This window comes from Bradyrhizobium sp. Arg237L (genome assembly GCF_029990105.1).
Taxonomy (GTDB): domain Bacteria; phylum Pseudomonadota; class Alphaproteobacteria; order Rhizobiales; family Xanthobacteraceae; genus Bradyrhizobium.
Genome location: NZ_JAQMIL010000028.1, coordinates 38,546 through 52,259, shown reverse-complemented (window position 1 = coordinate 52,259; position 13,714 = coordinate 38,546). Strand labels below are relative to the sequence as shown.

13 protein-coding genes are annotated in these 13,714 nt (G+C 62.4%); all 13 read right to left on the bottom strand.

Annotated elements, in window-relative coordinates; all coding sequences use genetic code 11:
* Window positions 1-3: 3 nt before the first annotated feature.
* Window positions 4-1,476, bottom strand: coding sequence for a flagellar hook-associated protein FlgK (gene flgK / locus OZ411_RS18795; RefSeq protein ID WP_282529139.1), 1,473 nt, complete (start codon window positions 1,474-1,476; stop codon window positions 4-6).
* Window positions 1,477-1,510: 34 nt separating this feature from the next.
* On the bottom strand, window positions 1,511-2,749 hold the full coding sequence (locus OZ411_RS18790) for a flagellar hook protein FlgE (RefSeq protein WP_282529138.1): 1,239 nt from the start codon (window positions 2,747-2,749) through the stop codon (window positions 1,511-1,513).
* A gap of 78 nt (window positions 2,750-2,827) precedes the next feature.
* Window positions 2,828-3,373, bottom strand: a complete 546-nt coding sequence (locus tag OZ411_RS18785; RefSeq protein ID WP_282529181.1) for a transglycosylase SLT domain-containing protein — start codon at window positions 3,371-3,373, stop codon at window positions 2,828-2,830.
* Window positions 3,351-4,574: a flagellar hook-length control protein FliK gene (locus tag OZ411_RS18780; protein ID WP_282529137.1), complete on the bottom strand. Its 1,224-nt coding sequence runs from the start codon at window positions 4,572-4,574 to the stop codon at window positions 3,351-3,353. The genes OZ411_RS18785 and OZ411_RS18780 overlap by 23 nt, the downstream gene beginning before the upstream one ends.
* The gene (locus OZ411_RS18775) at window positions 4,571-5,758 is read right to left on the bottom strand and encodes a chemotaxis protein (RefSeq protein ID WP_282529136.1); all 1,188 of its coding nucleotides are present in this window, start codon (window positions 5,756-5,758) and stop codon (window positions 4,571-4,573) included. Before OZ411_RS18775 ends, OZ411_RS18780 begins: the two co-directional genes overlap by 4 nt.
* Window positions 5,755-7,122 carry a MotB family protein gene (locus OZ411_RS18770; protein WP_282529135.1) on the bottom strand — a complete coding sequence of 456 codons (1,368 nt, stop codon included), beginning with the start codon at window positions 7,120-7,122 and terminating at the stop codon, window positions 5,755-5,757. The genes OZ411_RS18775 and OZ411_RS18770 overlap by 4 nt, the downstream gene beginning before the upstream one ends.
* 1 nt (window position 7,123) lies before the next feature.
* Entirely contained in the window at window positions 7,124-7,768 is a 645-nt protein-coding gene (locus tag OZ411_RS18765; RefSeq protein ID WP_130577354.1) for a hypothetical protein, read from the bottom strand.
* Window positions 7,765-9,387 carry a flagellar basal-body MS-ring/collar protein FliF gene (gene fliF, locus OZ411_RS18760; RefSeq protein WP_282529134.1) on the bottom strand — a complete coding sequence of 541 codons (1,623 nt, stop codon included), beginning with the start codon at window positions 9,385-9,387 and terminating at the stop codon, window positions 7,765-7,767. Before fliF ends, OZ411_RS18765 begins: the two co-directional genes overlap by 4 nt.
* A 129-nt stretch (window positions 9,388-9,516) precedes the next feature.
* On the bottom strand, window positions 9,517-10,767 hold the full coding sequence (locus tag OZ411_RS18755) for a flagellin (RefSeq protein ID WP_130577356.1): 1,251 nt from the start codon (window positions 10,765-10,767) through the stop codon (window positions 9,517-9,519).
* Window positions 10,768-11,084: 317 nt separating this feature from the next.
* Window positions 11,085-11,819, bottom strand: coding sequence for a flagellar type III secretion system pore protein FliP (gene fliP, locus OZ411_RS18750; protein ID WP_130577357.1), 735 nt, complete (start codon window positions 11,817-11,819; stop codon window positions 11,085-11,087).
* Window positions 11,816-12,271 (bottom strand): flagellar basal body-associated FliL family protein, encoded by a 456-nt coding sequence (locus OZ411_RS18745; RefSeq protein ID WP_282529133.1) that lies wholly within the window; start codon window positions 12,269-12,271, stop codon window positions 11,816-11,818. Before OZ411_RS18745 ends, fliP begins: the two co-directional genes overlap by 4 nt.
* A gap of 50 nt (window positions 12,272-12,321) precedes the next feature.
* Entirely contained in the window at window positions 12,322-13,023 is a 702-nt protein-coding gene (flgH, locus tag OZ411_RS18740) for a flagellar basal body L-ring protein FlgH (RefSeq protein ID WP_130577358.1), read from the bottom strand.
* A complete protein-coding gene (locus OZ411_RS18735; RefSeq protein ID WP_282529132.1) occupies window positions 13,020-13,676 on the bottom strand; it encodes a MotE family protein in 657 nt (218 codons plus the stop codon). The genes flgH and OZ411_RS18735 overlap by 4 nt, the downstream gene beginning before the upstream one ends.
* Window positions 13,677-13,714: the final 38 nt, after the last annotated feature.

Below are 13,714 nucleotides of genomic sequence, written 5' to 3'. Positions count from 1 at the left end.
CCGTTACCTCACCGCCGCCAGAAGGTCTTTCAACATCTCGTCGATCGTCGCGATCAGCTTCGACGAGGCAGAAAATGTGCGCTCGACCTGCAGCATGAACGACATTTCGTCGTCCATGTTGACGCCGCTGACATTGGACAGCGCTTCCGCGCTGCGCTCCAGCAGCGTTTGGCTATAGGTCGCTTCATCGTTCGTGCTCTTGCGCTGAGCTTCCAGCCAACTCACCGACGAGCCGGCGAAGTCGATCAGGCTCGCATTCGGCTTGCCAAGAGCCGCCGGGTTGAACGGACGGCTCTTGGCCATCTCATCCACAAGGCCCTGCACCCGAACCGAGTAACCGGCGGCGCCGCTCGTGTTGTACCGATAAGCCACGTTGCCGGAGATGGCACCGTCTCTCAGCAGCAGCGGATTGCCACCTGCCCCCTGATCGACTGACGGGTTGACGAAGATGGTGCCGGCGAGCCCCGAGGAGATCACACCCGCCGGCGGCATGGCCGGCGCGCCCGGATAGGTGAAAAGTCCGGGCACATCGGGCAGCGCCGCGCCAGTCTGGTCGCGCTCCGCGAACGTCTCGATCAGGCCGCGCGCGACCTCGTCGAGCTGGTTTTGATAGGTGACCGTGGAATCGTCGCGCAGCGCGGCAAGGCCCGCGAGCTTTCCGCCATGAATCGGCATCACGGCAGACGCGCCGGTGACGGGCACGCCGTCAATATAGACCGCATTTCCGGTGGTGCCGGCGGCGTAAGCATGGGTCGGGGCAAGCGTGACCGATCGCGCTTTGGTCTCAAAGAGCGTAACGCCCGAATCCGTGTAGATGACCATATCGTTGTTGGCGCGGGTCGCGACCGTTATGCCGACCTCCTGCGAGAGCTTGGACAGGATGTTGTCCCGCATATCGAGGTAGTCTGTGACATCGCTTCCGGTGATGGTCCCCTTGACGATCGATGTATTGACCGTCTCGAACTGGGCCAGCAGTTGGTTGATGGTCGAGACCGATGTCACCATGTCGGCATCGGCATCGGCGCGTACCGACTGAACCGTCTTCGTCGCATCATTGAGTGCTGAGGCGACGCCTTTGGCCGCCGTTACTGCCGCTTGCGCGAGCGTGATATTGTCCGGCGCCGTCGCATATTGCTGCAGGGCGCTCTTCAGCTTGGCAAGTTGCGCGGCCGGCGACTGGTCCTGCTGCGGGTCGTCAACGGTTGTCGCCGCGATCTTCTGCAGGCCGTTATAGATCGAATCCTGCTTGGCAGTGGAAGAGGCTGCCTTCAGCACATTGTAGAACAGCCCCTGGCTGGTGGCGCGCTGGATGCCAGCAACATAGACCCCGTTTCCTGGCAGCGACGCGACCAGCACATTCTTTCGCGAATAGCCGTCCTGCATGGAGCCGGCGATATTGCGCGATATCACGGAAGCCTGCGCACTGGTCGTCATGAGCGACGTACGCGCCGAGCTGAGTGCGACCGTGAGTGACATGAGACCCCCCGCCCCGATGATGCGCTGACGCCGCTTAGCGCTTCAGATTGACCAGTACGTCGAGCAGGTCGGCGCCGGTCTGGAAGACCTTTGAATTGGCGGTATATCCGCGCTGCGACTCGATCATCGATGTCAGCTCGGCCGCAAGATCGACGTTGGACTGTTCGAGCGCCTCCGATTTAACGGTGCCCAGGCCACTCCGCCCGGCGAAGTCGAGCTGCACGTTTCCGGAGTCGATCCCGACCGAATAGACATTCCCAGCTTCCGGCACGAGATTGTCCGGGCTCGGCACTGTCGCGAGCGGAATTTTATAGGAGGCCAGCCGCGTGCCGTCGGCATAGATCGAGTACAGCGTGCCGTCGGCATCGACCTCCACCTTGTCGATCGAACTCGGAGCATTGCCGTTGACGTTCGGCTTGAAGGCGAAGTCGTCGGCGACCTGTGTCATCGCCGACAGGTCGAGCGTGAACGGCGAGCCGCCCGGAATTGTAAACGTGAGAGTGGTGGGGCTGGCCGCGTCCAGCTTGCCTTTTCCGGTCGCACTGACGTCGAAGGTAAACGTATCGGAATCCAGTGGTCCGCTTGAATAGGGGAAACCGCCGTTCGTCGATGCAGCGTTGTCATACGCTTGCACGTCCCAAGTGTTGGCCGCCGTCTTGAACATGTACACGTCGAGGGTCACCTTGTTCCCGATATTGTCGTAGGTGACGATCGAGGTCTTGGACGTATAGGCGGGCGGACCCGCGGTAATGGCTGCATTGGCGTCGAGATTGGCACTCTCCAAGGTCGCCCTCGTCGAAGGATTACCCTGAAGTGACCTTTGTGCGATGTTGACGACGTCCAGGCCGGTCAGACCATTCGCGACAACGTTGGGCGGACCGTTCTTGACGTTATAGCCCATCAAATAGAAGCCCGCGGCATTGACCAGATTGCCTTCGCCATCGGGCACGAAAGAACCGGCGCGGGTCAGGAACGGCGTGCCGCCGGCATCGGTCACGACAAAGAATCCGTTGCCCTGGATCATGAGATCCGTCGCTGATGTCGTGTATTGCGGCGCTCCGGGATCGGAGATGGCGTAGCGGACATTCGTCTCCACGCTGCCCGAATTGTAGTTGCCGGACCCGCTCCTCAGAATAAGCGAAGAGAATTCGGTGGAGGCGCGCTTGTAGCCTGTGGTGTTGACGTTCGCGATGTTGTCGGCCACCGTCGACAGCTTGTTGGATTGCGCATTCATGCCGGAGCCACCAGTGCGCATGACACCATACAGACTCATCAATCACCTCCATCGTGAGTGAATATCATTAGAGCCGTTCTTCCTTGTGCGAGGCTGTCTGCGGCGCATTCCTCTAGCTCAGGTCGTGCGCTCCGCGCAGTATGCGCGTGCGCCGGTCGTCCACGCTCCAAAGCCGCTCGCCACCAGGCTTCCGATCACGCTGCAAATGTAGCGCCGTTGCGCGACCGTATTGTTCGGACCTGCGTTGTAGCGGGCGACCGCCATGGTCCAGCTCCCCTCCCGCGCGCGCAATTCCTTGAGAAAGCGCGCCGCATAGTCGACGTTTTTCACCGGATCGAACATCGCCTCGACGCTGGCGAACTCGCGCCCGTGATAATGATGGTTGATCTGCATGCAACCGAGATCGACCAGCTTGGCGCCCTTGCTCTTGGCCTCACGGAACTGAGCAACGGCATCTGAGAGGTCGCTAGCCATGGCTGTCCGGCCATCGATATTGAGCGCGTAAGGGTGCAGGACACCCTTGCGTCCCGTCTCGCTCAGGCCCACTGCATACAACACCCCAAGCGGCACGCCGTGAGCACGTGCCGCACGCGCCATCTCACGCTCGCAGAGCCCGTCGGCACGTGCGACGGTGGACAGGCTACAGATAGACAGCACCGCCATTGCGATCGACCGCAACCTCTTCATCCTGGCGACGCTCGGTTGGCTTGATGAACTGGTCATGGCCCTGCTGCCTGTTGTGACGCGTCCCGGCTTGCGCATCGCTCGACTGACGCTCCGAGGCGCCGTTGTTGAACTGCGATCCGCCCTGGGGCTGCTGCGACGATTGCTGGTCCGATTGCGCGTGCGACTGGCCGCCACCTGACGTCGGATGGCGCGCACTGCTATGGTCAATCGACGCAATTTCGAACGTGTAGCCGGCGGACCGCATCGCATCCATCAGGGCGCCGCGATCCTTGCGCAGCAGCTCCGTTGTCTCTGGCTGGTCCGCCAGCATCCTCACCTCGACGGCATCGCCGGCCAGGCGCATCCTCACGGTCACCGTACCCATGCTGGGCGGATCGAGTTGCAGCGTCAGCATCCTGATCGGCGCGTCCGGCCCCCGACGCATATCCGGAGGTGTGAAATCGGCCGCAGTCGCGGGGGCTGCGGCCGGCGCCGTTGACAGATCAGGAGCGATGCGATCGACGATCTTCTGCAATAGCGTCGGCTGGCCGACGGGCTGGAAATGCGTCTCCTGTTCGCGCACCGCCACCTTCACCGTCGGCATGGGCCGCGTCTCGATTGCACTGACTGACGATGCAAAGCGCTGCTCGGGGACATCTACCTTTGGAGATTTTGGCTCACCCGGCGTGAGCAGGTCCGCTCGGTGCTCGACCCGGGCTTGCGACCGGGCTGGGAGCGGAGCATCGCCATCATCCCGCGGAGAGAGTGGCTGATCGAGCCTGGAGATCATGGAACTGAGTGCAGCCTCGGGCGTACGCCATTCCGGAGCAGGCGAGGTGATTTCTCCGCCCGGTTGGTGCGAAGAAGTCTCACGCGGCTGCTGGCGGGTCCGATCCTTGGGCCGACCGGCGACGTGGTCCAGCACTTCCGCGAGGGGATTGGACGGCTCAGGGTCCTGCGGAGACTCCATATCGACACTCTTGGCATCGAGCTGCGGCTTTATATCGAGCGGCTTTTGCTTCGCTCCCTGCGCGAGCACCCGGAGCTGCTCACGGAAATGCCCGGCGTCACCCTTGCTGTCCTCGACCTTCCCCTTGTGGTCTTTGGCGAGCATCGCGTTCTGGGGAGCGAGGCGCGAAGCTGCCTTGCCACCGGTGAGCTGGCGGATCATGGCCATCAAAGGGTCGGTCTTGTTCATCGAGCTCGCTCCTTCAATTGCTCTTTCGATTCGTCGAGAAGGACTTGCGCCCGATTGACGGCCGCAAGCGAGCGGCCGAAGTCGATCCGCGGGCGCATCGACGTCTGCGCCTCGCCTGACTGGTCCTTCTGTGCCGGGGCTGCGGGGAGCGCCTTTTTGACGTTGCGTCCGACCGCGAGCGCTGCCTTCAGCAACTCGGCATCTCGTTCGGGAAGCCGGCCAACCTCGATCTTCTGCAGATCCAACAGCGCTTGTTCATGCGCGTTTGTCACCACGCGCGCGGCCGCGCGATAAAAGCGCGCGCGCTCTCGCTCGGAACTCCCCTCTTCCGTGAGCCCCAGCACGCGCTCTGCCGCCAGATCCGCCATTTCGACCTTGCCGCGCACCAGCGCGGTGCGCGCGATCAGCAGATAGAGGGCGCGCTGGCCGGCGTCGTCGAGTTGATCGAGCAAGGCGACAAGGCGGGGAAACCGATCCGATTGCTGCACGAAGCTGAAGCGCGCGACAGCCACTGCGAGGCGTTGGCGGAAATTCCCCGCATAGATCGAATGCCTGAAGCGTCGAAAATATCTTTGAGCCAGCGCTTCGAACTTGTCGAAATCGTCAACCTGGCCGGCGACGAAGATCTCCCGGCGCAGCGCGGCCTCTTCGACCAGCGTTCCCGGCATCAGCAGTCTCGCGTCATCGAGCCGTTCGATCGCGGCTTTCGGGTCGGTCTGCGCGACGAGCGCGGACTGCACCAGCGCAATTTCGGCCGCGATGGTCGGCGGCAAGTCGCGCGCATGGATGCTCCCAAGCCGCGCCTTGGCGTCCTCCGCCCGGCCTTCCACATAGGCGATCGCGCCATCCAGGATCGCCTCATCGAGGACGAGCAGTTTCCGGGAGCGCAGCGCTTCCACCACCTGGGGCGATCCTCCGCTCAGCAGGAAGGTCACCACCGCGCGCGAGTTTTTCGGCTCCTTCCAGACGGACGGATCAACTTTCTGAAACTCTTCGCCCAATCGCTTGAGCAGGGCCGGCTGCGCATTGTGCGCCTCCAGGCTTCCGCGCGCGATGTCATCCTGCAAAGCGTGAAGCGTCCGGACCAGTTGATAGGGTTCGCGCGACGGCGCTTCAGCCTCTTCCGCTCGGGCTGCGCCGACCAGAACGACCAGCGCGACGGCGATGGTTCCCGCGCGGTTCATGGCAAAGGAGTACGAATCAAAAGCTCGATCCGCCGATTCTCGGCGGCCGACGGATCGTTCTGGTTTTTCGGCCGGCGATCGGCAAAACCTTCGATATGGTCGACGCGCCGGGCATCGAGCCCGCCGCGTATCAGCATGTGATAAGCCATGTGAGCGCGCGCGGTCGACAATCTCCAATTATCGTATTCCGACGATCGATAGGGGCGATTATCGGTATGGCCGCGTACAATCACCGGACCCTGGCTTTGCGATATCAAGGGCGTGATCTTGTCGAGGGCCCGCACGAGGCCAGCGGTTGGTTCGGCCGACCCGGTGGCGAACATGCCGTAGTTGACATCGTCGGTGAGGCTGATGAGGAGGCCCTCATTGCTCTCGCGGACCTCAGCAACAGGACGCGCCGATCCGAGCGGCGCAAGAGCGGCGGAGATGGCAGCCTGCAATTTGGCCGCCTCGCTCTGCACAGGCTTCCTTTCGGCTAGCGGAGCGGCTGAGCCTTTATCTCCTGGAGGAGCGGTTGAGCCCTTGTCTCCTGCGGGCGGAGTCGAGCCCTTCTCTCCTTGCGCCGCAGATGAACGATTGGCGGCCGGATCGTTCATGGAGTCATCATCGGCGAACAGGCCAATCGCCTTTGCCGTATTCTGCTTTTCGGTCGGTACCGGATATCCCTTGGCTGAATCCGATCCCTGAATGGGGGCCGCCGTGGCGTCCGGCTTGCCTTCCGACGGGCGTGGACCTTTTCCCTCGCTGAGCGCCGTGGCGTCATTGTCGAACGGCAGATTGCCAAGCTCCTTGCTGCCTGACGCCTTCTTTTCCAGCGGCGCCGAAGACCCCATGGGCCAATAGACGGGATCAAACGGGTCTTTGAAGGCCTCGCCGCCCTTCCAACCCTCTTTGCGGGTCGAATCCAGCGCAGTGCCCACTTCCGCGATCCGCGGGGGACCGCCGGCAATTTCCGACAGCACCGCGTAAGGATCGCGGAACAGCGTCGCCTCACCGAAACGCGGCGGCTGCGCTGGCTGCGCCTGCTCCGGGCGCTGCGTATACTGCGCCGACTTGCCCGGTTCGGGTTTCGGCCGCAGGCTGTCTTCCTCCTCGGCCTTGCCGGGATCGACGCGCCGGGCATCGTTGATACCCTTGCGGTCAGGGGTCGAGTCGGTCAGCTTGATCGGATTGAAGTAGTTGGCGACGCTTTCGCGCGTTTCCTGGTTGGTGGCGCTGATGAGCCACATCACCAGGAAGAACGCCATCATCGCCGTCATGAAATCGGCATAGGCGATTTTCCAGACACTGTTGTGTGATTCCTCGCCGTCGAGACTGCTCCGGCGTCGAACGATGATCAGCTCTGCCCTGTCTTGATCGGCCATGTCAGTTCAGGATCGCGAACTTCAGTCGCTCCGCCCAGAGCTTGATCTGGGTTTCAAGGAAGACCTGATCGACGGTGACGGAAGCCTCCGCCACCGGAGCGGCCCGAAGCTCCACCGCAATCGCGCGTACCGCAAGCTTGCCGCGCAGCACCTCCACCAGTTCGGCAGGGCATGTGACCCGCAAAGCCGGCCGGCGAACATCGGAGGCGACCGACGCGAGCTGCTCGACGAAGGTGCTAACCGCCTGCTTCTGCACCGCGTTCGAAATGAACGGCTCGAGGATGCGTGCCGTCACTCCGGCGATCTTGGCTTCAAGCTGCGCGCCCGCTTCGGCGATCTCGCTGGCAATCTTGACAGCCATTTCATCCAGCAGATTGTGCTTTTCCTCGGCGAGCTGCATGCTCAGCCTGTGTCTCTCGTCGGCAAGCTTCTGCTCGAACTCGGCCAAGGCCGCCGCATAGCCGCTGGACCTTCCACGCTCATACGCCTCGTCCTCGGCGGACGGAGGCGGCGGGGCCGCCGACCTCGGCTGCGCCTTGGGAGTGGAATGCTGGGTGTAGTCGAACGGAATGACGCGGCTACGAGCCTTCTGCGGCTCCGGCTGATCGAAGCTTGCCAGCAAACGCGCGACCTTGTCCGAACTCATGCCGACTCCTCCTGCCTAATCCATTGCTTGAGAATCGCTGCCGCCTGCTTCTCATCAAGCTGAACGATTTGCTCCAACCGCCTCTGTGGAGCGTGCAGAACTCTTTTCGATATATCCTGGACGAGATTTGGCGGCTCTTCCCCGAACTGCTCCATCGAGCCGCCCTCGCGGCCGAGTAGCGCGGCGGTCTCGCCCGTCTCGAGCTGGGCAGTCTCGGCCGAGCGGGAGTCGAGGATCGCGTTGATCGCGGGCCGCAGGCCGAACCAGATCAGCATTGCCGCGACGGCGACGATCGCGACCGCGCTGACGAAGGCGCCCGACTGCCGCATCAACACATCGGTGAAAGTGATTGCAGGAACCGGCGGGAAGTCGCGCGCGCCTTCCATGAACTCGACCGCCGACACCTGGATCTGGTCTCCACGCTGACGGTCAATACCTGCCGCGGTTGCGGCGAGCTGGCTGATCTCGGCGACCTTTGCCTCCAAGGCCGCATCGCTGGCCTTGTCGCCAAGGCTGGCCTGGAGGCGCGGACGATTGACCAGCACCGCAAGGAACAGCTTGTTGACGACGTAGCCATCGCTCACGGTCGTCGTCGTTTTCGACGACACCTCAAAGTTGGTGACGTCCTCGCGCCGCTGCTTCTCATCGTTGGTATTCTTGTTACCGGACGCGTTGATCTGTTGATCCGGCAGGTTCTGCTGCACCGTCGTCGGCGTCTGCCGATCCAGGCTCTGCGACGATTCCTTCTCACGAACGGCGCGAACCGATCTCTGGACGCGGGACTCCGGATCGTAGACGGTCTCGTTGGTCTGCCGCTTGTCCGTGCTGAGCTGAGTGGCGACGCTGACTTCAAAATTGTCGAGCCCCAGATAGGGCGCAAGCGCCTTGCTGACATTCTCCTGGATCAGCCGGCTGACGACGCGTTGCAGGTTCGCCATGCTTGTCGGCGCCGCACCCTCGTCGTCTGATGAAAGCAGCGATCCATCGCTGTCGAGGACAGTCACCTTGTCGGCCGCCATCCCCGGGACGGCCGCGGCGACGAGGTGACGAATCGATCGCGCCGTTTTGGCATCGGCAGCCCCGTCGGTCCGGATCACAACAGATGCCGAAGGCGGCTGCTGCTCGCGCCGGAACGATCCACGCGCCGGCATGACAATGTGGACGCGCGCGGCCTTCACGCCTTTGAGGACCTGGATCGTACGGGCGATCTCGCCTTCGAGTGCGCGGACGCGGGTGACTTCCTGCATGAAGGAAGTGAGACCGAGGGAGCCGATCTTGTCGAACAGCTCGTAGCCTCCGCTGCTGCTGTTCGGCAAACCTTTCTCGGCCAGCAACGTTCTTGCCTGGGCGGTCTGCCCCGGTCGCACGAAGATGGTGTCGCCTGAGGCATTCACATCAAAGGCAATGCTAGCGTCGCGCAGGACCGAACCGACGCGCGAGACGTCTTCCCGGCTAAGACCGGTGTAGAGCACATCGAATTCCGGCCGACTCAAGTAATAGGCGCCGCCGCCCACACCCAAGAAAACGGCAAGGCCGACAAGCGCGAGCACGGTGAGGCGCCTGGGGCCAAGCTCGAGCAGATTGTTCCAGAGCCGTTGCGCATGTTCGCGGTTAACCATCAAACCCTCTGCCATACTTCCGAATCGATTCTCGATCGTGAAGCTTGTCCGAGGGTTGCGCGGCGCGAACGTAGCAAAACGGCCGCGACCAGGTCGGTCGCGGCCGTCGTAGTCAAGAGATCAAGTTTACTAGCCGCGGAACAGCGACAGGATGCTCTGGCTGCCCGCGTTCGCGATCGACAGCGCCTGAATGCCGAGCTGCTGCTGGGTCTGAAGGGCCTGCAGACGGGTCGATTCAGCGTTCATGTCGGCGTCGACGAGCTGGCCGATACCGCGATCGAGCGAGTCAGTCAGGGTCTTGACGAAGTCCTGCTGCAGGCCGATGCGGTTCTTGATGGCACCGAGGTTGGTCGCCGAGTCGGTGATCTTGGCGAAAGCATCCTGAGTGCCCTGGATGTAGGTCTCGAGCTTGTTGAGGTCAGCAGCGCTGTCGGTGAGCTTCGAGATGTCCAGCGTCGCGACGCTGAAGGTTTCCCAGGCCGTACCGTTATAGGCATCGTAGGTCTGGTCGAGGATGCCCTTCTTGGTGGCGACCGGCGGGGTGATCGCGGTCATCGAGACCGCGGCACCGAGACCGGAGACGCTGGCGTCGATCGAGATGTCCGCGTCGTTGCGGCTCTTGAACGACAGCGCGTCACCGGCCGCCGAGACGCCGACCGACAGACCCTCGATGCCGAGCTTGTTGATCGCCGTCGCGATGTCCTTGAGGGAGGTGTTCTTCGCCACAGCGATGTTGGTGGCCGTGCCGCCGACGGTCACCACGATGTTGCCGCCAACGTCGTTGGTGGCATCGTAGGCACCCGTGGTGGCCGTCGGGAAGGCCTGCGCGGCGTAGGTGGTGTCCAGGTTCGCGTCGTAGAGCTTGATCGAGTCAAGATTGACCGAAAGCGTGTCGATCTTGACGGTGCCGCCGGCACGAGAGAAGGACGAAACGACGGTCTTCGAGGAGTTGTAGCTCGCCGAGGTCGAATCGACCGAGATCCAGTTTTCACCGTTGAAAACCGCGCTGTCGGCGGTGTTCTTCAACTGCTTCTGCAGTTCGGTAATTTCGCTCTGGATCTTGGCGCGATCGACGCCAGGCGTACGGGCGGCAACCAGCTTCGCGTTGATCTGCGAGACGACGCTGACAGTGCCGTTCAGGCCCGTATACATCGTGTCGATGGTCGCGGCGCCGAGGCCGAGGGCGTCCTGCACGGCGCTCAGAGCCATGTTGTCCGAACGCATCGTGGTGGCGATCGACCAATAAGCGGCGTTATCGGACGCCGTCGACACCCGGTAGCCGGTGGAGATGCGGTTCTGGGTGGTCGCAAGACCCGCGCTAACCGTCCGCAGGGTCTGCAGAGCGGTCATGGCGGAGGAGTTGGTCATCAAGCTTGACATTGATTATGTCCCTTAGTGTGAGGTGTTTATCTGGGGGGACATACCGGGCTTTCACCGGTACGGCAGGGCGGCATCATGCCTTTGGGGTTGAAGGAACACCCAACCTGCCGTTCATCCTTGCTAGCATCCGAACCTTACCCAGAGCTGAACAGCAGCTCGAAGATTTGCGGTCCGGATGCCATGCGAGGCACCCGATGCCAGATCATGATCCGATCAGACGAAATCGGATCATGATCTCATCTCTTTGTTAAGCATGATCTCCGCGCAAACGCTGTGCATTTATCGCGAGGGAAAACCGGTTTTTTCCGGATCATGCTCTACTGAAACGATCGTACCAGGCCGATGGCGAGGAGATTCCACCCATCGATCAGCACGAAGAACAGCACCTTGAAAGGAAGCGCGAACACGGTCGGCGGCATCATCATCATGCCCATGGACATGGTAAGCGTGGCGACAACCATGTCGATCACCAGAAACGGCATGATGACCAGGAAGCCGATCTCGAAGGCCCTTCGCAGCTCGGAAATCATGAAGGCGGGTATGATCACGCGCAGATCGATCCGCTGGCCGTCAGGCCGCGTCTTGAAGCCTTCGGCCGCCAGGCTTTCAAAGCTTTGCAGATCCTTCTCGCGAACATGCGCCATCATGAAATCGCGGAACGGATCGGTCACACGGGTATATGCTTCCTGCTCGGAAATTTCGTTCTGCATCAACGGTTGAACGCCGTCCTTCCAGGCGCGGTCAAATGTCGGGGCCATGACATAGAAGGTCATGAAAAGCGCGAGGCTGATCATGACGATATTTGACGGCGTCGTCTGCAGTCCGAGGCCTGCGCGCAGGAACGAAAGCGCGACGACGAACCTCGTGAAACTCGTCACCATGATCAGAAGTCCGGGCGCCAGCGACAAGACCGTGAGCAGCGCCACGAGCTGGATGATCCGGCCACTGGCGCTTCCGCCGCCTTGCGGGATCAGCGTGGACAGATCCGGAATCTGGGCCGCCGCCGCGGTGGGGAGAAGAGCCAGGAGCAGGACGAGGCAGAAGCGCTTCATTGGATAACCAGTGTTTCGATGATCAGTTCGCGCACCTTTCCGCCCGAACGGATCGCCGCCCGCTCGTTGAGATCCTCGCGAAGATACTGCAGCCCGCGCGCGCCCTCGATTTGCGCCGCCGACACCGTTCGCAGGTAGGACACGATGTCTTCGCCCAGCCGGGCCGCGAGAAGGTTCGCCTCCTCCTCGTTCATCTGATCGGTGACGACCGATCCCTCCATGCGGACCCAGGTGCCGGTCGGCGCCGCCAGGTTGGTCACTACCGGTGAGATCTTCCGCAGGCGCGCCGTCGGACTGAATGCGCTGGCGACCGGCCGCTCCACGGGATCCTTTTGGCTATCCGCGATCCGCTGCCCGGCGGACAGGAGATACAGGCTGGCAAGGCCGCCCGCCCCAGCAGACAGCATTGTAATCAGCAACAATGCGGCCAACCATTGCATCACGTTTCCCATGCTCCGCTCCGCCGCCTGACGAGCTTCGCCACTTCTGGCCGCACCATCGGCTAGAACGGCCCGACCTGGTCGTAGATCTGTTGCCCCCACGCCGGCTGCTGCACCTCCATGAGCCGGCCGCGGCCACCATAGGAAATTCGCGCCTCTCCGATCTTGTCGTAGGGAATGGTGTTGTTGCGCCCGATGTCCCGCGGCCGGACGATACCGGCAACGTTCACGATGCGCAGTTCGTAATTGACGCGCATTTCCTGCGATCCGCTGATCAGCAGGTTACCGTTCGGCAGCACGTCGACCACGACCGCCCCGACCGAGAACTTGACCTCATCGGTGCGGTCGATCTTGCCCGCTCCCTTGGTCGACGTTTGCGAGTCGACGTTGCCATTGGCCTGTCCCTTGGGCGACCAGCCAAATATGTCGACGAGGTAGTCGGCGCTGAACTTCGTCTTCGAATCCCGTGACCGGTCGGTCTTGTTGTCGAAGGTCGCCTTGTCGTTCATGGAGATGGTGACGGTGATGAGATCACCGATGCGTGCTGCGCGCGGATCGCGGTAAAGATCCCTCCGCTCGTCCCACAGCGAGTGATAGCCTGCAGCGTATCGGCTGCGCGGCTCGACGGGAACCGCGCGCGCTTCGGCGTGCAGGCCTTGGCCGATCGGCGACATATAGGGCGCCTGGTTGATCTCGGCGAGGCTGCTCATGCAGCCCCCCAGAGCGAGAACCGGAAACAGAGAAAGTAAGCGAAGAACCTTCATTTGTTCGTCTTCCCGTCGTCGGGGCGCCGCATGCCCGCCAGGGTATCGGCCAGGTGGGCGGCGCGCCCGGTCTCCATCTCGTTGAGGATCGCGCTTGCGGTCCGCACGCGAAGCTTGGCGAGCACGGCAGCCGCGGTTTCATCCGCCATGCTGGCGATCTGCCGTGCGGCGGCATCCGGGTCCATGCCGGAGTAAATCTCGACGACGTTGTCTTCCGCCTTCTTCAGGAAGTCTTCGCGCAGCTTCAGCCATTTCTCGTACTCGGCGCGCTTCGCCTCCAGCTCGGCGATCCGCTCCCGAAGCTTGGCCTCGGACGCTTCAAGCTGCTTTTGCTGCCACGCCACGCGCGCGTCCAACGCTGCATCCGTGATGTTCTTGCAGAAGTCGGTGGCGTCGGATCCGCGCTGATCGGTTGTCGCCGGCTCTGCAGGCACCGATGGCGACGCTGCATTTTTTGCAACGGTCGCAGTCGTCAGCGGCAGCTCAAGCTGGGAATTGCCGGACGGCGCCTCCGGCTTGGCGACAGGGCGGGACGGCACCGCGCGCGATGTCTTGGCGAAGTTGGCCAGGTTCAGCGGCTTCGACAATTTCTGCTCAGGCTGCGCCCATGCCGACGCCTGCGCGGAGAGCGCAAGACACCCCGCAAGGAGCATGCTTCTTCCCAGCAACGTCGCGCGCCTCACCATCCGCT

Coding starts and splice junctions, on each gene's coding strand:
- flgK (WP_282529139.1), bottom strand. CDS start 1,476: ATGTCACTCACGGTCGCACTCAGCTCGGCGCGTACGTCGCTCATGACG.
- OZ411_RS18790 (WP_282529138.1), bottom strand. CDS start 2,749: ATGAGTCTGTATGGTGTCATGCGCACTGGTGGCTCCGGCATGAATGCG.
- OZ411_RS18785 (WP_282529181.1), bottom strand. CDS start 3,373: ATGGCGGTGCTGTCTATCTGTAGCCTGTCCACCGTCGCACGTGCCGAC.
- OZ411_RS18780 (WP_282529137.1), bottom strand. CDS start 4,574: ATGAACAAGACCGACCCTTTGATGGCCATGATCCGCCAGCTCACCGGT.
- OZ411_RS18775 (WP_282529136.1), bottom strand. CDS start 5,758: ATGAACCGCGCGGGAACCATCGCCGTCGCGCTGGTCGTTCTGGTCGGC.
- OZ411_RS18770 (WP_282529135.1), bottom strand. CDS start 7,122: ATGGCCGATCAAGACAGGGCAGAGCTGATCATCGTTCGACGCCGGAGC.
- OZ411_RS18765 (WP_130577354.1), bottom strand. CDS start 7,768: ATGAGTTCGGACAAGGTCGCGCGTTTGCTGGCAAGCTTCGATCAGCCG.
- fliF (WP_282529134.1), bottom strand. CDS start 9,387: ATGGTTAACCGCGAACATGCGCAACGGCTCTGGAACAATCTGCTCGAG.
- OZ411_RS18755 (WP_130577356.1), bottom strand. CDS start 10,767: ATGTCAAGCTTGATGACCAACTCCTCCGCCATGACCGCTCTGCAGACC.
- fliP (WP_130577357.1), bottom strand. CDS start 11,819: ATGAAGCGCTTCTGCCTCGTCCTGCTCCTGGCTCTTCTCCCCACCGCG.
- OZ411_RS18745 (WP_282529133.1), bottom strand. CDS start 12,271: ATGGGAAACGTGATGCAATGGTTGGCCGCATTGTTGCTGATTACAATG.
- flgH (WP_130577358.1), bottom strand. CDS start 13,023: ATGAAGGTTCTTCGCTTACTTTCTCTGTTTCCGGTTCTCGCTCTGGGG.
- OZ411_RS18735 (WP_282529132.1), bottom strand. CDS start 13,676: ATGCTCCTTGCGGGGTGTCTTGCGCTCTCCGCGCAGGCGTCGGCATGG.